A 20,000-nucleotide genomic window follows, 5' to 3' on the forward strand; every position below is an offset into this window, starting at 1 on the left:
GATAAGGAAACCGGAGGAATCTTTAAGTAGTTTTTTTCGTTTCTATTGGATGACGGCTGGCCAAATTATAATGCTTATGCAGTTGTGGGTCTAAAGCGGTAGACTATAAGTCTAATAAAAATTCACATATACAGGAAAGATTGGTAACATTAATTACCTAAATAGAGGTCGTCATTATAATTATGACAAAACGTACAGATATAGAATCTATATTAGTAATAGGAGCAGGTCCAATAATTATAGGTCAGGCGTGTGAGTTTGATTATTCAGGAACTCAAAGTTGTAAGGTATTAAAGAGCGAAGGTTATAAAGTTATTCTGGTAAACTCCAATCCTGCAACTATAATGACGGACCCCGAGTTTTCTGATGCAACGTATATTGAACCTATACTACCTGAGATCATAGAAAAAGTCATAATTAAGGAAAAGCCAGATGCAATATTGCCAACGATGGGCGGGCAAACCGCGCTCAATTGTGCAATGAAACTTGCAGATGATGGGGTATTGGATGCATATAACGTAAAGCTCATTGGCGTGAATAGAGAAGCGATTAAAAAAGCAGAAGATAGAGAATTATTTCGCCAATCTATGGATAAAATAGGACTAAAATACCCTAAAAGTATCATTATAAAAAATCAAGGACAAATAAAGGAAGCTTTGGGTTATATAGGGTTGCCTGCAATCATTCGTTCATCGTTTACTCTTGGGGGTGCAGGTAGTGGTATAGCGTACAATAAAGAGGAGTTTATCAACATTGCAGAGAATGCTTTGAAAATTTCGCCAATAAATGAAGTCCAGGTAGATGAGTCGATTATTGGTTGGAAAGAATACGAAATGGAAGTTATTCGTGATTGTAAAGATAACTGTATAATAGTCTGTTCAATAGAAAATGTTGATCCCATGGGAGTTCATACAGGTGATAGCATTACTGTCGCTCCTGCTTTAACTTTGCGTGATGCAGAGTACCAGCAAATGAGAAATGCATCCATAGCAGTTCTGAGAGAAATTGATGTTAGCGCAGGTGGTGCAAATGTCCAGTTTGCAGTTAATCCCAAAGAAGATGGCAGCCTCGTTGTAATTGAAATGAATCCAAGGGTTTCTCGTTCTTCTGCGCTGGCCTCAAAGGCAACAGGTTATCCCATAGCAAAAGTTGCAACTAAGCTTGCTGTTGGCTATTCACTTGAGGAAATACGCAACGATTGTGCACCAATTATACCTGCTGCATTTGAACCAGTGGTTGATTACATCGTCACTAAAATTCCTCGCTTTGAATTCGAAAAATTTAAGGGAACGAATTGTGAGCTATCAACCTCCATGAAATCGGTGGGGGAAGTGATGTCTATAGGCCGCACTTTTAATGAATCACTACAAAAAGCTTTTCGTTCACTTGAAATTGGTCTCACGGGACTTGATGAAGTGTTCTCTGAAGGTACAGATGTTGATCATATAAAATCTCAATTAGCAAAACTGCTACCAAACAGATTACTGATTGCTGCTGACGCAATTCGTCATGGAATAAGCATAGAAGAAATAAATTCGATTACAGGGTATGATTTGTGGTTCTTGCAAAATATACAGCAAATCATCTTAGCTGAACAAAAAATTAAAGAAACTGGTTTGCCTAAAACTGCATATAAAATATTAGAACTAAAAAAGATGGGATTTTCAGATGCAAGGTTGGCAAAACTAAGCAGTAAATCTACTCCTGTTATCCAAGTAGCTGACACTGGAGCGTCACGCGCTGCAGGCCGAGTAGAGCAGATTGAAGCAATAAGGAAAAAATTTGGTATTAACCCAGTTTACAAACGTGTAGACACATGTGCAGCTGAGTTTGAATCAGGCACTGCTTACATGTATGGCTGTTATGAAGGAGACGTTATAAATAAGACAGAGTGCGAAGCAAACGTCTCTGACCGAAAAAAGGTTGTCATTTTAGGTAGTGGACCAAACCGTATTGGTCAGGGTATTGAGTTTGACTACGCATGCGTGCATGCAGTTTCTGCTGCCAAGGAAATGGGATATGAAACAATAATGATTAATTGTAACCCCGAGACTGTTTCAACTGATTATGATACTGCTGATCGTTTGTACTTTGCTCCACTAACTGTAGAAGATGTGCTTGAAATACTAAACAAAGAGCAAGAAAATGGCACATTAGTGGGTGTCATAGTGCAAATAGGTGGTCAGACACCTTTAAAATTAGCCAAAGTGCTAAATGAAAGAGGTTTTCACATCCTTGGTACATCTTTTGACTCTATAGATCTTGCTGAAGATCGTATGAGATTTAAAAACCTTGCTTTGCAGCTTGATTTAAAACAACCTGAGAACTCTATTTGTCATTCAGTGGAAGAAGCGTTAGCCAACGCAGAGAAGATGGGGTTTCCATTAGTAGTCAGGCCATCCTACGTTTTAGGTGGGCAATCCATGTCGATTAAGCACGATATTGAGAGCTTTAAAGAATATGTACTGGATCAGACTAAGATTTTTGAACACGGGTCGCTGCTACTTGACAGATTCTTAGTCAATGCAGTTGAGGTTGACGTTGACGCTATATGCGATGGAAAAAAGGTTTTCGTTGCAGCAGTTATGGAGCATATTGAAGAAGCCGGAATTCACTCTGGTGATTCAACTTGCTCGATACCGACAAACACGCTGAGTGATGAAGTCGTAAAAGAGATTGAATTGCAAACTGAAAGAATAGCTTTTGAATTAAAAGTGAAAGGCCTGATAAACATTCAATTTGCCATCCAAGAGAATGATATATACATACTGGAAGTGAACTTAAGAGCTAGCCGTACAGTTCCTTTTATTTCCAAGGTAGTCAATATTCCTATAGCAAAGCTTGCTACACAAGTTATTCTAGGCGAAAAATTAGACCAAGAAAGGAAACCTCTTGATCACTTTGCAGTCAAAGCTGCTGTTTTTCCGTTTACACGTTTTTCGGAAATTGACACTCTGCTCGGCCCGGAAATGAAGTCAACAGGAGAGGTAATGGGAATCGACTTATCCTTTGAGGCTGCGCTTGCAAAAGCTCACATGGCTGCAGGATATAAGTTACCAACAGAAGGGAAAGCTTTAATTTCGGTAAAAGATGATGACAAAGAGTATATATTACCAGTTGCACGAATGTTGAAGGGGCTGGGTTTTGAAATATACGCCACTAAAGGCACAGCTTTGTACCTGAGCAATAATGGTATTACTGCAAAAGCTGTAAATAAAGTGAGAGAAGGCAGGCCGCATATAGTTGACATGCTTAAAGATGGAAAAATAAATCTAGTGATTAATACTTCAAGAGGTATCAAATCAGTCTCAGACAGCAAGGACATTAGAAGAGCTGCTATTTTGCAAAATATAGCTTATAGCACCACAGCGTCTGGAAGCAAAGCGCTAGCACTTGCAATTCAATATGTAAAAAGTAGCGAGCTGGAAGTAAAGTCATTGCAGCAGATACAAAACGCTGTTTATAGTTAATAGACATAGACCTTTTGCATAGCTTTTAGTAGCACGTTGGTTCAATAGGAAAAAACTACTTGACAAATTCTAACAACTTCATTACCACAGGAATAAGGGTATTTTTAACTCAAAACTTGTTTTTGATCTGCAGGCTCAATGACAAAATTCAATAAAAAAACTCAGGGTGTTTTTTGGCAGGTTGCATTAAATTATAGCGCCTGCATATCTTCTACATCTTTTCACATTTAGCCAAGTTACGCTTAAATTAAGCGTCAGCAAATCATTATAGCGCCAATTTAAAGCACTATATAGTCAAAACTTGCCACTCGGGGTTTTTTTGCTTTTTTTATTTAGTAAATTTCTTAAATATTTATTACTGAAGTAATATTTTGGGTCCCAGTGTCAGAACACTTGGATGACAAGAAAGGGGGTGTTGGGATGATAGGATAAGGGGTGCTAGAATGATAACATTTGTTGTAAAAACAAATGTTTGCTCATAAATTGCTGCTAGTTATAAATATTTAAGAAACTTACTAGATAGAAAAACAAAACAACAGTACGCCAAATAGAAACCTTCTTGTCATTTAAACCTGCACAGATTGGGAAGCTAAACAAATAGCTTCATTATCGTGATAAGAGGGTTGGAAGAATTTGTCAAGCAGTTTTTTTTCCTACTGGATGACGACTGGTCAAATCACAATGTCCATGCATTCAGGCTTATAATTCCTATAACCACTTAACAAGAGGCGGCATTGACATCATAATTGCATCTGGATTACCACCCGTCATTAAACCAAATCTTGTACCACGGTCATATAGCAGATTGAATTCTACGTACCTGCCACGTTTTATTAATTGGGCCTCTCGTTGCCTTTTCGTCCAAGGCTTTTGCATATGCTGACGTATTATATGCAAATAGATTTCCAAAAAGGTCTTGCCTACTGCTTTTGTAAATTTAAGGTCACTTTCCCAGTTGCCAGAATTCAAATCATCATAGAAAATCCCACCAATTCCACGCGGTTCTTTTCTGTGCTGTAAAAAAAAGTAGCTGTCACATTGCTCCTTAAATTTTGGATAATACTCAGTATCAAATTCATCACATGTTGCCTTGATTGATTCATGAATATACTTATAATCTTCATCATTTCTATATATTGGAGTAAAGTCCATTCCTCCACCGAACCATTGTTTCGATGTATACATCAGCCTTGTGTTCATATGTGCTGCAGGAATCAGAGGAGATTGCATGTGAGACACTAAAGATATGCCACTTGCCCAAAATTTCCCATTGCTCTCGCTTGCACCAGGAATTTCATTTATAATTGAATCTGCGAATTTTCCATGTACTTTTGAAACGTTTATTCCTACTTTTTCAAAAACATTACCGTAAATAATTGTAGATTCGCCACCTCCACCACCTGGACGATCCCATTTTCTTTTTTCAATCTTTGGATCTGTAGATGACTGTTCTTCAATTGAAAAAAAAGACTTTACAATTTTATTTCTTAGTGCACAGAACCATTTAAAAGCTTGCATTTTTTGTTCGTTCATAATGTTTTGTTAACAGTACCAATATTCGAGAGATTTAAGTGGTAATTGCCTATCAAAGATGTTAATAATTCTATAATAATTAAGTAAGTATAATAAAATATTTTTATATGCGCAATGAGTAAAAGATACATAGACAGCAAAAAAGAGAACAGAGTTGACTTTATATTGAGAAATTACGGAATGTCAATTATTGCTATGGCAGTCATTATGTTTTTACCTCCAGTAGTAATATCAACACTCTACTTTTTTGATATATATGACCAGCGCACTAACATAGAGATTAACCTGCTAGTTAGCACTTTAATGACTCTGTTTATAGTATATCATGTAAAACGCTATAAATACCTACTTAATATCGTAGAATTTCAAAATGCAATATTTGCAAATGCACTAAATTATAATACAGAGTTTTGTCTTATTTTACACAGAGATGAAGGTATTGTTTATGCTGACGCAAGGTTCTACGAAAGATTCAGAGATCACATAGATAATGACATTACATTAGACAAGATTCTTGAAGTAGGGAACATTTCGGAGAAAGACAAGAAGGCGCTATACCATGCGCTGAAAAATAACTCTTCTGTACAGGTATGCATTGCCTTAAACAAGAAAGATAAAATGTCTAATTTTCTTTTGCTTTTTGAACCAGTACCAGATAATCCCCAAGTTGTTATAAGTAGTAATAAGGCTTTAAATTTATCACTAGCACCAATAGCAAGACCATATGGGTATTTTGTGTTAAAAGCAACACAGATGAACAAAGAGCAGGTATACGAAGAATTAATAGAAAAGCATAATATAGGAACTTACATTGCAAATACTAAAGGAATGATTTTATCTGTAAATCAAAGGTTTTTAGACATATTTGAACTGAAAAAACTTGAAAGAGGCAGTTCAATCAATGATTTTGTATTTCAATCTAAGTATAATAATACAGCAACTGATAATGAAGTTTTGTTTTGTACCGTAAGTGGTATTCCATTTAAGACTTATATGAGCACTGCTATGTTTTGTGATAAACATCACCATAACTATATATATGGCTTTATTACGCCAGTTGAATCAAACGTTATTGATTATCAATTACATCCATGTTTTACAAATTCATCAATCGCTATTGCACAGTGCGATGTAAACGGTAACTTTATAAAAAAAAATACAGCGCTAATAAAGCTTGCAGGACAAAATAACAACTCGATCTTTACACTGATATCAGACGACTATCATATGAAAATACGTGAGTATTTTTCTAGTAATAGAATAAATAACGCATCCTTTGATGTGCAGCTCAGCAACAACGATAATATGAAGATATATTTCAATAAGTTTCTTCATAATAGAATGATGTTCATACTCTGCTATTTTGTCGATAACACTGAGCATAAAAATCTGGAGATAAAACTTGAGCATTATCAAAAAATGCAAGCTATAGGACAACTCGCAGGCGGTATTGCGCATGATTTTAACAATATACTAACCGGAATAATAGGATTTTGTGATTTGCTTTTGCTTCAGCATTCAGCTAGTGATCCATCTTTTGGAAATATAATACAAATACAGCAAAATGCTAAACGCGGATCAGATTTAGTTAAGCAGCTGCTTGCTTTCTCAAGAAGGCAGACAATGCAACCAAAAATTATTGATGTAAACAGTGTGATAACTAATCTTTATGAAATGATAAAGAGGTTAATAGGCGAGAATATAAAATTCACTGCTTATTACGGTAGGGATCTAGGTATGGTGAGGGCTGATCAAGGACAATTAGAGCAAGTTATACTTAACTTAGTAATAAATGCCAGTGCTGCCATGGAAAAGGGCGGAGAACTAACCATACGAACTTTTAATAAAAAGATCAATTCATTAAATTCTACACCTAAGAATATGTTTTCTCCAGACAAAGAAGCAATTGAACATGGAAATTATGTTGTAATTGAAGTAATTGATACAGGATGTGGAATGACGCATGATACAATTCAAAAAGTATTTGATCCATTCTTTTCTACTAAAGATATTACCTCTGGTACAGGTCTTGGCCTCTCCACTGTATATGGTATTATTAAACAAACTGAAGGGTATATCTATGTTGCTAGTGAGATAAATCATGGAACTAAATTTAGCATATTTTTGCCTATGGTTTACATATCAGATGAAAACCATAGAGAGGAAAGCAGCGAAGAAGTAGAGAAACCAGTAGTAAATGAAGTTAAAAGCAATGGTACAATCTTATTGATCGAAGATGAAGATTCAGTAAGAGAATTCACTACTAAAACACTACAAAGAAAAGGGTTTGATGTAATAGAAGCCAGTACAGGTAACAAGGCATTGGAAATGATAAGCGAAAAAAGCTTACACATAGATCTAATAATCACTGACGTGATTATGCCAGAAGTTAGCGGTCCAGAGATAGTTAAAGAAGCCCTAATTCAAAGACCAGGTATTAATGTTATTTTTATTTCTGGGTATGCAGAAGATGCGTTTTTGAAAAATGACACCATTAATGTGGAAGATTTCCACTTCTTACCAAAGCCATTCACCCTGAATGAATTGGGAAACAAAGTGCAAAGTGTACTACACAAAGAAAAAAACAGTTTAATTTTAGGTAACAAAAAAATTTTCTAATGCAAAGATTTCTAGCATATATACAATAGAGTTATTTTATACGTAGGATAAAAGGCGTGAGGAAGGTTATTTCAATAGTAAACCAAAAGGGTGGAGCTGGTAAACTACAACTAGTATAAACTTATCGACGGCTTTTGCTGCTATAAGAAAAAGTACTTTATTGGTAGATCTTGACACCAAGGAAATGCTAGCACCGGGTGGGATTTCTTATCGTAGCAGGGAAGAAAAAATATATATAAAATATTACTAAATAGCGAAAATAAACTAGATAGAATCAGCAATTTTCGATACAAAGAAAATTCTAAATTTATCGCTAATTTCGTCAGTGGTTGATTTATCAGCTGCAGGAATCGAATTATCACAGCTTGAACGAGGAAAATTTGTTCTAAAAAGCGCATTAGAAAAAATACGTGATAATTATGAGTACATAATCATTGACTGTTCTCTATTACTTGGTTTGCTTACCATTAATGCCTTGGCTGCTGCTGATTCTATTATTGTTCCCCTTCAGTGTGAATTTTTTGCTCTGGAAGGACCGAGTCACCTAGTTAAAATTGTGGAGTTAATAAGAAAGAAACAACTTAAACTCTTGCCTGGTAATAGAAGGGATATTGCTCACAATGTATGACAAGCGAACAAGCTTAGCGAACAAATCAAAAATGACATTTGTCAGTATTTAAATGACAAGGTGTATAAAACTATTGTTCCACTATATGAGAGAATCATTCCGCGTAATGTGAGATTATCGGAAGAAACCCCCTCACGGGAAACCCGCTATTGTATACGATCCTTAAATGCCCTGAAGCATAAGCATACATAAATTTAGCCAAGGAAATTTTGAGAAAATATGTGAGCAGCTGCCAAGAGAAAAAGCTGGTGAGCGAGGGCATAGTATGAAGGATGATAGGCTCCTAGGTAGAGATCTTGCTGGTCTTATAGGTGATAATTATGATAATAAAAGGGATAGGCAAGAGTATTTGCTTATTTCACTACTGCATCCAAGCAAATTTCAGCCATGAAAGCACTTTGATGAAGAGTCGCTGAAAGAACTGGCAAGTTTCATAGAGAAAAATGGTATTATACAGTCTATTGTATTGCGCAAGGATTTAAATAATGACGGTTATGAAATAATAGCTGGGGAACGTTATTGGCGAGCAAGCAAGATTGCAAACCCTGATAGTGGGGCAAGCTTATTGTAAAAGATTTGAACGACAAGGAGTGCTCGAATTATCTATAATTGAGAACATACTAAAGGCAAGATATAAATCCAATAGAGGAAGGTAAAGCATAAATTGATAGATGAGTTTCCTTATACACATGAAAAAACTAGCCTCAACTGTAGGCAAAAGCCACAGTCACATAACCAGTATGATTCGGATGTTGTTTCTTCCTGGCAGTGTGAAAAAAATGATTAACGAAAAAAAATTGTCTATGGGCATGCAAGAGCATCGATTAATGTTGGAAACACAGAAAGCATTGCAGAGAAGATAATTTTCCAAGGTTTGAATGTTAGACAAACTGAAAAATTGATAAAAGACTTACATCAAAGTAGTGATAAAAAAGAACAAAAATATATTCAAAATCAGAATATAGCAGCAATAGAGGGCGCTATATCTTCTTAGCTTGGCTTAAAGGATCAAAAAATGACAGCAATTCCGAGGGTAAAGTTATGATACGGTATAATAATTCAAATGAATTGGATTTAATATTAAAGATCTTGAATAGAAAGCTTGAGAGCTGCCAGTAGAGTAAAAAGATAATCAACTGTTGGCGTCATCCAAGCAGCTAACGTAGAAACGAAAAACTACTTGACGAACTCCTCCAACCTCATTATCATAATAATGAAGCTATTTGTTTAATTTCCCAACCTGGGCAGATTAAAATAACAAGAAAGTTTGTATTTGGCATGTTATTGTTTAATTTTTCGCACTACGTGCATTTCATGTCTTTAAAACTTCAGGTTTTTACCCATACAAGCTGAAACGCGCTTATAAGCAGTTTAGGACATTACCCAACGCCGGATTTTAAAATAGAGAGTGGAATAATTAGCTAACTTGGGGTTTTGTTGTCTTTTTTTTCTGCTTGGCAAATTCCTTAAATATTATAGCTTAGGCTAGTTGCGCTTAAAAGCAGCTAAATTGGAACGTTTAAGACGTAAAAACGCCAATACTGACAACAGATAGTAACCAGTTTTTTCGCCTTTTTTTTATTTAGTAAATTTTTTAAATTTATTGCCAAAGTAACATCCTGATTATCTTTGTTGCATAGCTAGCTATGCAACAAAGCCCATTGGCTCCATTTTTTCGTGAATTCCAGCGTGTAACGCTGGAACGATACCAAAAGGTTACTTTCTCCAAAGAGCAACATGCCTTAAGATTTACTAACAAAATAGAAAATAAGACCAGCCCCTATACCGTGTGTAGCAAATAATCCACTGCCTATATTTATATTCTCCTGTTTTGCAACTCTTTCCGGTAGATTGTCTTTAACATCGTAATCCAATGTCGATTTTGCTCCTGAAGTACCTGGTTTCACTTCCCCCAATAGAATAGATTTGCTTTTAGCTCGTGATCAGTACCAAAAGCACCAAAATGCCTATATCCAACATACATATTTACACTTTCATTTACAGAATAATCAAGACCAGCTTTTAATTGATATGCAGGTCTTATTGACGCTTTTCCAAATATTTTTATCCTTGTTAAACCTACTCCAGCTCCAACATAAGGAGAAACTGTCATTCTTCAAATGATAGTAGGCATTTGCCATCATAGATGTGTTTTCAATTTGGTCATCATCAACTTTAGCAGCATACATATAAGCCTTGTTTGAGCTGCCTACTTCTTTAATTTTTAGGCACGACATACTCATTTGGTTGTCTTCTAAGCCAACATCATCTGCTTTTACAAAAAAGTACATCCCTTCCAATTCAGCTCTATAGCTGTTGTCACCCAATACTCCTTCATAGCTAAGCGTTATCCATCCAGCAAAGGTGGACTATAGTCTCCTTTGTGTTCACTTGGTTTTTGACCTTTTATCTTGTTAGGAATTATACATCTCATTTATAGTTATGTGCTTCCTGGGGTTATTTTCTATTTTTTTCACTTCCAGTGAACCCATGTTATTAAAAAATTGGCCGTGATATCCGCTACCGAAGTAAAATCCTTCTGTTTCGCTTGCAAAAGACTGTTGTGACAATAACAAAGCAAATGCTGTAACTGCTAATGTTTTTTTATTACTCATTTTGCCATTTCACTAACCTAAAGTAGATAATTTAATACTAATTGATTAAAAATAGCTTAATGTGAAAAGCTTAATGATTTGCATAACTTGTTTTCTGAGCAAAAAAAAATAGGCAAAATTAATCTTTACCTTTGGCCTTATTGTCATTTTTTAACTTGTCGTCAATATCTTCATTATCAAATTTCTCTTCCTTGTCTTCAAGCCCACCATCGTCTCTTTCTTCTTTAAATTCATCACCACTTTCAAATTCTTCCTCTTCGTCATTAAACCCGTCATCTTCAAACTTGTCGCCAACATCCTCATCATCAAAATCTTCCTCTTTAAGCTCATCGTTAATCTCTGATTCATCATATACTGCATCTTCGGTTCGAGCTTCAACAGGATAATCAGCAGCACTAGGCTCTGCAATAGCACTATTCTCTTCTTTACTAACTTTATCTTTGTTAGTAGCAGAAAAAACTTTATTTGGATCATATGGCTCTTGTGTAGGCACACGGGTTGGCTTGAATAGCTTTCTTGTGAAGGTGCTATCGCTATAGTATAAAATTTTCTTTGATTTAATCGGGTAAGTCGATTCTATTAAAATTATCTGCTCATCACGTGGCAACATAATAATCTCTTGAGGTAGCAACAACGCCCTCTGTGTCTCAGAGATATGCAACGACCTCGAAGCAGGATTCAAATCTAAAAATTTAGGTTTATTCAACGATTCTTGTTGTACAGTTTTGTTCCCTATAAGTTGCGATATTAAATTAGCCGTCTCAATGTTATTAGCTGCGAAAGTTATCCTGTATGTTGAGTTTGATAAAAAGGAGTTCATCCCTGCTTCTTCGTATATTCCTTTGAGCTGTTCAGTATCTTGAACAATTAAAAACAGTCTAACTCTGTAACCACGAAAATATGCAATACCTGTTTGAAATTGCTCCATTTTTCCAAGTGTTGGAAATTCGTCCATCAAAAACAATACACCATAAGGCTCATCATCCGACGGTAATTTTCTACACAAAAACTCAGTTGCTTGCTGGTAGAAAACCTGCATCAAAGGCCTTAACCTGTTTAGGTTATCTGGAGTTAAACCAACATAAACTGTAACTTTCTTCTTTTTAAAATCTAAAATATTAAAGTCACTTGTCGCCGTTGCAGTATCAATCAACGGGTTTGCCCACAATTCAAGCGATGAGTTCATGGTTGAAACGACACCTGATCTCTCTTTGTCAGCTTTTTGCAAAAAGGCTGCAATGTTCATATATGCCACAGGGTGTATTATTTTACCCATCGTATCCAAAACAACAGCAAGGTTGTAAACCACGTCATCACTACGCATCGTACGTACGACTTCGCCAAAAGATTTAACTTTCTCTGGTGCAACAAGTAGGTATAATACTACTCCAACAAATAAGCTTCTTGCTTCATTTTGCCAAAAGTCTTGTTCAGGCATGATTAGGTTGGCTATTTTCTGTACATCATCAACCATCTGTCCAGGTTTTTCGCTAATCCACTCCAATGGGTTATAACAGTGGCTTACTCCATCTGGCTGTGCTGGATTCCATACATATACCTCTTGTCCCTGCCGTTCTCGCCAACCACTTGTTATTTCATAGTTTTCTAACTTTATGTCATGTACAATTATTGAGTCAGTCCAAAATAATAAATTGGGAATTACAAAACCAACACCTTTACCAGAGCCTGTAGGAGCAAACAGCAATGCATGTTGAAACCCATCAGCAATAAAGTAGCCTCTTTTATCTTTGCCAAGCAATAACCCTTTCTTGCTTCTTAACCCGGCTTTTCTTATGTCTTTCTCTGATGACCACTTCGAGTCTCCGTGTAGTGATTCTTTCTTTTTAAATGGCCGCCATTCAACTATTCTTTCCCTTAAATTCCACAAAATAATCATCAAAACAACGATAGGCAGCGCAGAAGATACAATCAACTTAATTTTGATCTCAAAGCTATACAACTCTGGATTATGCCAACAATATTGCATATGATCAAAAATTGTTGGCCAAAGAGCTTGAGGAAAAGGCGTCAAGCTAGGGTTAATTGCTTTAAAATCCACGCCATCTGGACCATCAACAAGTAGGTAAAACAATACACCAGATAAATAGAAACAAAATTCTAGTACACTGGAAGCTACAACCCCTCCTATCAAAATATTGCGTAGATGATTTCCATTACTCATAAACTACTTTTCCTCATTATGTATAAATTTAAGCATTCCCATCCGATGATCTAGTAAATAATATTTCAGAAATGCTTCTTTTTCCCCCACTGGTTCTTTTAAGTTGAATAACAATATCGATTACATTTCTAATGTACGGTATGATCTGATCTGGAGGAATGCCAAGATTTGCTTGCATGACCATCAGTTTTATTTGCTCAAGGGCCATTGCTGGACTATCCGCATGAAGGGTTGATATTGATCCTGGATGACCAGTGTTTATTGCCCTAAGAAAGCTAAAAGCCTCCGCTCCACGGAGCTCACCAACTATTATTCTGTCTGGTCTTAAGCGTAAACATGCTTCTATCAAGTCTTGAGTGGTCACTTTGGCCCTACCTTGCCCTCCTTTAGAGGCAATCAAATGCACTCTATTTGGATGATCGTTCAAAACGATTTCCCTCGCATCTTCAACAGTAATAATTCTCTCTTCGGCTGGAATGGTACGCAAAGTTGCGTTAGTGAAAGTAGTTTTACCTGTAGAAGTTCCACCACTAATTATGATGTTTTTTTTATTTACTACAGCGTATTCTAAAAACTCTCTTATTCTCCTTTGCTTTAATAGTGAATCCAGGTGACGGTCCACTGGATCATCAGTTACTTCTATAACAGTTTCAGAAAAAGCCCCCATCTTTTCATAATCATCCAATGCTAATTGCATGTTAGAAGGTTTACGAATTGACATGACTACTTTATCAGACTCACATGCTGGTGGAAATACTATCTGTATACGATAACCATTTGGTAGCGTAGCTGAAAGCAGCGGTATTTCTTCGCTCAGTTTTTGTTCTGTGGCTTGAGCAATCAGTCTGCTAAGAGATTTTAAATGGTTAAGATCGAATATCTCTAATTTTTCACACCTTATTTCACCACGATTTTCAATCCATACTTCCTTTGGATTATTTATTGATATTTCGTTTACTCCTTCCTCTTGAAAGATGCTTTGTAATGGCTCTAAATATGTATCAAGTGCAGCATAGTTCATTTCACTGGGTTTAATATTGCCTGTGGAGGAAATACTATATCTTGGTTAACAAATACTTTCAATGCAGTGCCTTGATCTACATAAACAGTTGGGTTTTTATCTGTAGATCTACCGACTATATCTAGCATATCTTTAGAAAAATCATTGATTGATTTGCTAATTGCTTCTTCATAGACAGATTTGCTTCCTTGTTCCCGCAATAATTGCCTTATATCTTCCAAAGTTATTTCATCAACCTTATCATTATCAATTGAAGCCAAACCCAGGTCTTTTACTACTTGCTTAAATATCTCAACTAGGCTCCGTTCATTAGACGCGTTCTTAATTTTCCTAATAGCTCTAAGCCCAAGCTTCCATTTATCATTCTTTGCACTTTTTTCATCTTTTTCATCCTTCTTACTAAGAATATCCTTAAGGGAAGAAATATCTATTTCAGTTGCAGTGATAGCTTTCACCGCATCCATAGGAGTTAGCGTATCAACAAGATTAAAAGCCTTTTGTCCTATAACAGCTGACCCTACTGAAACGCCTGCAAGCAATATTGAAGAAAACAATGCACTTGCTATTTTATTATCAACTATGCCAGCTACTCCTGCTCTACCAAGTTCATCGGTACCAGGTGATGAAATAGCAATATCTATTCCATGAGGAAGAATAATCCTATTCCAGTTTATATTTATGCGAGCTCTTGCAACATTCGGGTCAAATGAATAGCCACCTATCAATCTTGAACCTCTGGGTATTAAAACCGTATCACCAGTCTCTGCATAAACATTACTACTAACCACAGCACGTGGCGTTCCTTGCAGATCAGAACTTATTGCAGTTTCAAGAACAGCGTCAATAATTTTGCCTTGAGTAATCATAAACCCAAGTTTCCCCACTTTGGTAGCTACATTCGGCTGTACTGAAGTGTTGGATAAAATGGTATCGGCAGCCTTGTCCTCTTTACCACCACCTGAAATTGCTAACATTTGTGCATTACGCCTGTCTCTAGGATAACCACCCCTACCTATTGTAGGAAACGAGGTTGGTAAATTGCTGGTAATATTGCTATTAGGGAAGTTTTGCTTTGGCAAAACAGGTATATTTGACGTGGACGCTTCTTTTGGTTTTTCCTCTTCTTTTTTTACCACTTCTTCTTTTTTAGCCTGTTTTACTTCCGGTATAACTTGCGGTGTAGAAAGAGGAGGTAAAGATGGCAGATCAGTTATTATCCTCTCATGAATCATCGTATTATCTGGAACTTGTTCCAACTTTCCTTTCAATTCTTGAACATTTTGCTTCGTTTCTTCGTCTCTAAGAACTTCCACATCCTCTTCATCAGAAGAAGGACTAAAATAGAGATAATATACCCCGCCAACTAGAAGCACTAAAATAACAACCATTAATGCTCTGTGGCCTTGATTAGAGCCAACTGTTACTACCTTACTCTCTATTTCTGACTCATTTTCCGAATTGTTACGCTTTTCTTTACTCATGTTATATGCACCACAGCTAAAGTGACCTATTTATAATTTCAATTTCATTATTCTCATAATGCACAAACAACTTCTTATGCACTCCTTTTATTATAACATAACCATCAAACAACAGTCTTTTACAGGGTAATTTAGTTTTACCTTCTTCTGTAAAAATCTGAGGTATTTTGTTACTGTCCCTAAATTTGAAATAGGTTAAATAGCCATCGTCAAATAACTCAATTGGTATTATATCAGTGTTAACACCTTCATCGATATATGTATAATTGTACTTCGTGTCATTCTCCTGTATCACTCCTTCTGGCTTGTCTACAACATATTGCATTTGAGTAGGCGTTGATACTTCATCTAAATCAACATCGAATTCATCTTCCTCTTGAGGGTAATAAAAACGTACTACATAAGATATATCTTTTTCAGCAGAGTAATCATGACTTATTTTCTCAGTATCTGGATATTTATCGTAATTTGGTCTTGAGATTAAATCAAAAATGTAATTTCTTTTTTTGGTTGTTGTAATAATCATGTTAGTGCGGCTACTAACTTCAAAAGGCATAATGAGTAATTTATTGTCATAAGGGCTAATTTTCCAACTTGACGCATCACCAACAGCAATGTTTTTGACTTTTTCCCCCTCTGCAAATTCAATATAAGAATAGTAACCTTGACTAAAAACAACTGTAAATACTTCGTTAGGACTATACACAAAAGTTTTTATTCTGCTATCTACAGAAATAGGCTTATTGTAATTAACTGCTACACTCAAACTACTATTTATCAGTAAAGCTAAAACTAACAATATTCTACACATATTCATCATCTACCCTATAAGAAGTAACCTGAAATCCTAATGGATTAACGTATCTCTGCTGATCATTCATTTCAAGTGATGCATACTTATATGACATGATGACTATCTTGTTTTTTCTTACAGAGCTTCCATCTTTTCGTGTAAATTCCACGGTAAACCTCACTTGAAAGGTGTCATCATACAATCTCTGAATTGAGCGAATCTTAAACTCACTTTTAACAAAACCCGAATATAAATTGAAAAGATCATCCATGTTCTGTGAGCTGATATAATTTCTAAATTCATTATATACATTGGGTGAAGAAAATAACCTCACCTTTGTGTAATAGTTATAATTGTAGTTATATTGATCAAAAACCTCTCTTGCCTTTATATATTCTGCAATAAAGTGATTGTTTAGTACTTTATTTGCAGAATATTGTTTTACTGTAACAGGATCAACCAATTGTATTATTCCAGATTTTTTTTCAATTTCTATAACAAATGGTTCAATAGTGCTACTTGTACTAATTTTAAATATAGCCAATATGCTTATAGAAATTGCTACTAATAATATTAATGTAAATAAGAGTAAAGTATTTCTCTGAGCAACAACTGTGCTATGACGACTCGAATTCCAATTTATATCCTTACCCAACGATTCACTATTTTTCTGTTTGAAAAGCTTTAGCATTTTAATTTTCTAAAAACCTTAACCAACATTAACGAATATAGTAAATCAACAAAGTAGTTACAACAGAAAAGCTAAAAAACCCTTAACTTGTGGCCTAGTTTGCCAAACTTTGTCTCCATATACGAACCATTATACTGATTACGTTCCATAATAAGTGGTAGACACCTCGTAACCTCTATACCACTGTTTTTCAACTCTGATAACTTTCTACCGTTATTTGTAAGTAATTGGACTTTTTTAACGCCTAATTTCTTAAGTATTTCAGCTGCAACAGCAAAATTCCTTTCATCACCTTCAAAACCCAATATTCTATTTGCATCCACAGTATCAAGATTATATTTTCTCTGCATATCATACGCCCTTAACTTATTAGTTAAGCCAATGCCCCTACCATCCTGCATAAGGTATAATATAATGCCACCGCTAGAGTCAGTCATTATTTGGATTGCTTGATGTAATTGGCTTCTACAATCGCACGATAAGCTGTCTAATAAGTCGCCTGTATAGCATGAAGAGTGAATTCTCACTAACGGGTCACCATCTTCATTTGGATTACCAATAATAATTGCATAATGTTCCCTCCCGCCACTTTTGGTTCTATAAGATATAACATTTACTTCCTGAGTCTGCTTTAAAAACAGCGATGTTTTGCACACTTCGTATAAACTCTGGTTTCGTTGAAAATCGTTTATGAATGATGTGTCTAGAGTAATGACGTCATTTTTCTCACACCAATCTCGCATCTCATTCTTATCTTTAAAAGTCATATCAATTATTAACGCGTATGGCAATAATTCTGAGAATTTAAGCAAAGTAGTAGCACATTTATCTATCATCTTTGAACGCTGCAATTTTTTTGTGCTATCCTCTGTTGAATAGTTTACTAAATAAAGTAGCTCATCAAAGCTGTTTACCGGTAAACGTTTGCTGCCACCTGCCTCATTTTGGAACGTATATTGCACCTTACTTGAAGTTAAAGTGACACATAGATTGTCTGATATGAGCTTATACTGATCAAATGAATCCCTCTCTAAAGTTTCAGCAGCAGCAAACAATAGATAATTACTTTCATCATATATTACAATTGGTAGACCACGCCTGATTTCACTGATGGCCCTTTCTACTTTATTTTCACTTTGATTTCTTATTAACATTTTACCTACATCAAATAACGACAAAAAGTTTGATGCGGCCGAGAAGACTTGAACTTCCAAGGCCTTATGAGCCACAGCGACCTCAACGCTGCGTGTCTACCAATTCCACCACGACCGCACTTTATTCCAGTTTTATATAATCATTTTAAATTACTTAATCATTTTAGGATTTTTCATCCAAAGTGTCAATCTGATACTAGGATAATTTATAAATTGTCTGTATAATTCTGTTATGAATAGATTTCTTACATTATGGTAAGGAATTTTTAGAAGACACACAGAATACTTAGGAGAAGCATAGGCAGGTTTTGACATAAAATCAGAAAGTAAATTACGCAAGAGGTTTAATTTTGTGATTATAAACTTCAGTTATTTAAGACGATTGTGTCGCTAGTTTTAAGCTCAGGTTTTTATATAAATGAGTATAGCTAATATCTTTATTTTTTTAATCTTATCTCTTATAACCAGCTTTCACTCTGCCCATACGCAGATATTATACACGTGGTCTCAAGCTATTACAGAAAATAAATTAAGCGTACGTGCAATCATAGACAATGACACTTGTCCCATTGTTGATGTTGACGGTGAGAAAATGAAAATGCTAAGTCGCAGCTCAATTAAGAATGATGATCACACCGAAACAGTTTGTGAACTGACAGCAGAAATGAATGCTAAAAACATTAATATTGACAATATACAGGTTCCCACACTACCAGAAAGGATCAGCAAAATCGCTTTTATTGGTGATACAGGCTGCAGAATAAACGCATTATTTCAACAGGAATGTAATTCAGTAGATAGCTGGCCTTTAAAAAAAAACTTAGATTCTATTGCCTCTCATAAACCGGACCTAATTATCCACGTTGGTGATTATCATTACAGAAAAACAAAATGTAGAAATGAACAAAAGTGCGGTAATATTCATGGGTACAATAAAGAAGCTTGGTATGCTGATTGGTTTGAGCCTGCAAAGGATATTCTACCACAATCTTCTTTTCTCTTTATCAGGGGAAACCATGAAAGTTGTGATAGAGCTCATGAAGGATGGTTTAGATATCTAGATCCATACCCTTTTTCATCCGAAAAATGTGAAAATTTCGTCCCTAGCTGGTATTTGGACATTGGACCGATGAGATTTTTCATCTTCGATTCTTCGTCTGGTGAAGATATTTTCACAACTCAAAGTGCAATTGATGCTTTTGAGAAGCAATTTTACAAACTAACACAAGATAGTTTTAACAAACCCACGTGGTTTTTAACTCACAGACCGCTTTGGAGATCTCCAAAAAAAGAGCTTCTGACATTAAGAAGTCATGGCAATCTCACACAAATTGAAGCCTTTGGGGATAAATTTCCAAGCAATGTCACTACCATAGTTTCTGGCCACATTCATATAGCTCAGATCTTATTAATGAATAATGTTCCAGACCAGATTATAGTTGGAAACGGTAGCGCACTATTACACGCTCAAGATCAGGAACCCACTTACCAAAATGTAGAATTTAGTTACTCAAACGGCAAAAATTACTTAGCACATGAAGTTAGAAACTTCTTCGGCTTCGGTTTTGCAATATTGAACTTAGATGATCACGAATTTACTTTCTATAATCAAGATAATCAGGAAATGTATTCTACACAGCTAACGGAAGACTTTGGGCTAAAACAAACTCAGGCTACAACTGACTTACTTTAGGCTAGTACAACTAACTACTTTATATCATGGTATATGGAATCTACCATACAAATTACCTACAAATCATAATGTTCGTATAGCTGCAACCCGATAGATACCTTCTTTCATCCACTGCAGATA

The 20,000-nt window shown here is 35.6% G+C and carries 16 protein-coding genes, 1 tRNA gene and 1 pseudogene; 7 read left to right on the forward strand and 11 right to left on the reverse strand.

Annotated elements, in window-relative coordinates:
* The first annotated feature begins 182 nt into the window (after positions 1-182).
* Positions 183-3,470, forward strand: coding sequence for a carbamoyl-phosphate synthase large subunit (gene carB, locus IHO40_RS02655; RefSeq protein WP_225536631.1), 3,288 nt, complete (start codon positions 183-185; stop codon positions 3,468-3,470).
* A 708-nt stretch (positions 3,471-4,178) separates the two neighbouring features.
* On the opposite strand, the gene hemF is transcribed toward carB, so the two are convergent.
* Positions 4,179-5,003, reverse strand: a complete 825-nt coding sequence (gene hemF / locus IHO40_RS02660) for an oxygen-dependent coproporphyrinogen oxidase (RefSeq protein WP_225536632.1) — start codon at positions 5,001-5,003, stop codon at positions 4,179-4,181.
* A gap of 114 nt (positions 5,004-5,117) precedes the next feature.
* On the opposite strand from hemF, the gene IHO40_RS02665 reads away from it, so the two are divergent.
* The 5 genes and pseudogenes from IHO40_RS02665 to IHO40_RS06250 form a co-directional block, all read left to right on the forward strand.
* The gene (locus IHO40_RS02665) at positions 5,118-7,622 is read left to right on the forward strand and encodes an ATP-binding protein (protein WP_225536633.1); all 2,505 of its coding nucleotides are present in this window, start codon (positions 5,118-5,120) and stop codon (positions 7,620-7,622) included.
* A 325-nt stretch (positions 7,623-7,947) separates the two neighbouring features.
* Complete coding sequence (locus IHO40_RS06165; RefSeq protein WP_410543355.1) at positions 7,948-8,250, forward strand: AAA family ATPase; 303 nt, start codon at positions 7,948-7,950, stop codon at positions 8,248-8,250.
* A gap of 265 nt (positions 8,251-8,515) precedes the next feature.
* The gene (locus IHO40_RS05795; protein ID WP_255585966.1) at positions 8,516-8,641 is read left to right on the forward strand and encodes a hypothetical protein; all 126 of its coding nucleotides are present in this window, start codon (positions 8,516-8,518) and stop codon (positions 8,639-8,641) included.
* Between the two features lie 60 nt (positions 8,642-8,701).
* Entirely contained in the window at positions 8,702-8,821 is a 120-nt protein-coding gene (locus IHO40_RS02675; RefSeq protein WP_368666756.1) for a ParB N-terminal domain-containing protein, read from the forward strand.
* A 169-nt stretch (positions 8,822-8,990) separates the two neighbouring features.
* Positions 8,991-9,106, forward strand: a pseudogene (locus tag IHO40_RS06250) (ParB/RepB/Spo0J family partition protein); the annotation flags it as partial.
* Between the two features lie 886 nt (positions 9,107-9,992).
* Here the strand turns inward: IHO40_RS06250 and IHO40_RS02685 are convergent.
* The 10 genes from IHO40_RS02685 to IHO40_RS02730 form a co-directional block, all read right to left on the reverse strand.
* Positions 9,993-10,157, reverse strand: coding sequence for a hypothetical protein (locus IHO40_RS02685; protein ID WP_225536634.1), 165 nt, complete (start codon positions 10,155-10,157; stop codon positions 9,993-9,995).
* Entirely contained in the window at positions 10,154-10,363 is a 210-nt protein-coding gene (locus tag IHO40_RS02690) for a P44/Msp2 family outer membrane protein (RefSeq protein WP_225536635.1), read from the reverse strand. Before IHO40_RS02690 ends, IHO40_RS02685 begins: the two co-directional genes overlap by 4 nt.
* 301 nt (positions 10,364-10,664) lie before the next feature.
* The gene (locus tag IHO40_RS02695) at positions 10,665-10,865 is read right to left on the reverse strand and encodes a hypothetical protein (RefSeq protein ID WP_225536636.1); all 201 of its coding nucleotides are present in this window, start codon (positions 10,863-10,865) and stop codon (positions 10,665-10,667) included.
* 118 nt (positions 10,866-10,983) lie between these two features.
* Positions 10,984-13,047 (reverse strand): type IV secretory system conjugative DNA transfer family protein, encoded by a 2,064-nt coding sequence (locus tag IHO40_RS02700; RefSeq protein WP_225536637.1) that lies wholly within the window; start codon positions 13,045-13,047, stop codon positions 10,984-10,986.
* A 28-nt stretch (positions 13,048-13,075) separates the two neighbouring features.
* Positions 13,076-14,068, reverse strand: coding sequence for a P-type DNA transfer ATPase VirB11 (gene virB11 / locus IHO40_RS02705; RefSeq protein ID WP_225536638.1), 993 nt, complete (start codon positions 14,066-14,068; stop codon positions 13,076-13,078).
* Positions 14,065-15,549 (reverse strand): TraB/TrbI/VirB10 family type IV secretion system protein, encoded by a 1,485-nt coding sequence (locus IHO40_RS02710; protein ID WP_225536639.1) that lies wholly within the window; start codon positions 15,547-15,549, stop codon positions 14,065-14,067. Before IHO40_RS02710 ends, virB11 begins: the two co-directional genes overlap by 4 nt.
* Positions 15,550-15,565: 16 nt before the next feature.
* Positions 15,566-16,366: a P-type conjugative transfer protein VirB9 gene (gene virB9, locus IHO40_RS02715; RefSeq protein WP_225536640.1), complete on the reverse strand. Its 801-nt coding sequence runs from the start codon at positions 16,364-16,366 to the stop codon at positions 15,566-15,568.
* The gene (locus tag IHO40_RS02720; protein WP_225536641.1) at positions 16,353-17,033 is read right to left on the reverse strand and encodes a VirB8 family type IV secretion system protein; all 681 of its coding nucleotides are present in this window, start codon (positions 17,031-17,033) and stop codon (positions 16,353-16,355) included. The genes virB9 and IHO40_RS02720 overlap by 14 nt, the downstream gene beginning before the upstream one ends.
* Positions 17,034-17,104: 71 nt before the next feature.
* On the reverse strand, positions 17,105-18,187 hold the full coding sequence (locus IHO40_RS02725; protein WP_225536645.1) for a GTP cyclohydrolase II: 1,083 nt from the start codon (positions 18,185-18,187) through the stop codon (positions 17,105-17,107).
* 33 nt (positions 18,188-18,220) lie between these two features.
* Positions 18,221-18,305 (reverse strand) — tRNA-Leu (locus tag IHO40_RS02730).
* 300 nt (positions 18,306-18,605) lie between these two features.
* Here IHO40_RS02730 and IHO40_RS02735 point away from each other — a divergent pair.
* Positions 18,606-19,880 carry a metallophosphoesterase family protein gene (locus tag IHO40_RS02735; RefSeq protein ID WP_225536642.1) on the forward strand — a complete coding sequence of 425 codons (1,275 nt, stop codon included), beginning with the start codon at positions 18,606-18,608 and terminating at the stop codon, positions 19,878-19,880.
* The last annotated feature ends 120 nt before the right edge of the window (positions 19,881-20,000 follow it).

The sequence above is a fragment of the Wolbachia endosymbiont of Mansonella ozzardi genome, assembly GCF_020278625.1.
Lineage (GTDB): Bacteria > Pseudomonadota > Alphaproteobacteria > Rickettsiales > Anaplasmataceae > Wolbachia.

Excerpts from the sequence above, each read along its gene's own strand:
- IHO40_RS02735 (WP_225536642.1), top strand. The coding sequence starts at position 18,606 with ATGAGTATAGCTAATATCTTTATTTTTTTAATCTTATCTCTTATAACC.
- IHO40_RS02690 (WP_225536635.1), bottom strand. The coding sequence starts at position 10,363 with ATGACAGTTTCTCCTTATGTTGGAGCTGGAGTAGGTTTAACAAGGATA.
- hemF (WP_225536632.1), bottom strand. The coding sequence starts at position 5,003 with ATGAACGAACAAAAAATGCAAGCTTTTAAATGGTTCTGTGCACTAAGA.
- IHO40_RS02720 (WP_225536641.1), bottom strand. The coding sequence starts at position 17,033 with ATGCTAAAGCTTTTCAAACAGAAAAATAGTGAATCGTTGGGTAAGGAT.
- IHO40_RS05795 (WP_255585966.1), top strand. The coding sequence starts at position 8,516 with ATGAAGGATGATAGGCTCCTAGGTAGAGATCTTGCTGGTCTTATAGGT.
- IHO40_RS02695 (WP_225536636.1), bottom strand. The coding sequence starts at position 10,865 with ATGAGTAATAAAAAAACATTAGCAGTTACAGCATTTGCTTTGTTATTG.
- carB (WP_225536631.1), top strand. The coding sequence starts at position 183 with ATGACAAAACGTACAGATATAGAATCTATATTAGTAATAGGAGCAGGT.
- virB9 (WP_225536640.1), bottom strand. The coding sequence starts at position 16,366 with ATGAATATGTGTAGAATATTGTTAGTTTTAGCTTTACTGATAAATAGT.
- IHO40_RS02710 (WP_225536639.1), bottom strand. The coding sequence starts at position 15,549 with ATGAGTAAAGAAAAGCGTAACAATTCGGAAAATGAGTCAGAAATAGAG.
- IHO40_RS02725 (WP_225536645.1), bottom strand. The coding sequence starts at position 18,187 with ATGTTAATAAGAAATCAAAGTGAAAATAAAGTAGAAAGGGCCATCAGT.
- IHO40_RS02665 (WP_225536633.1), top strand. The coding sequence starts at position 5,118 with ATGAGTAAAAGATACATAGACAGCAAAAAAGAGAACAGAGTTGACTTT.
- IHO40_RS02700 (WP_225536637.1), bottom strand. The coding sequence starts at position 13,047 with ATGAGTAATGGAAATCATCTACGCAATATTTTGATAGGAGGGGTTGTA.
- virB11 (WP_225536638.1), bottom strand. The coding sequence starts at position 14,068 with ATGAACTATGCTGCACTTGATACATATTTAGAGCCATTACAAAGCATC.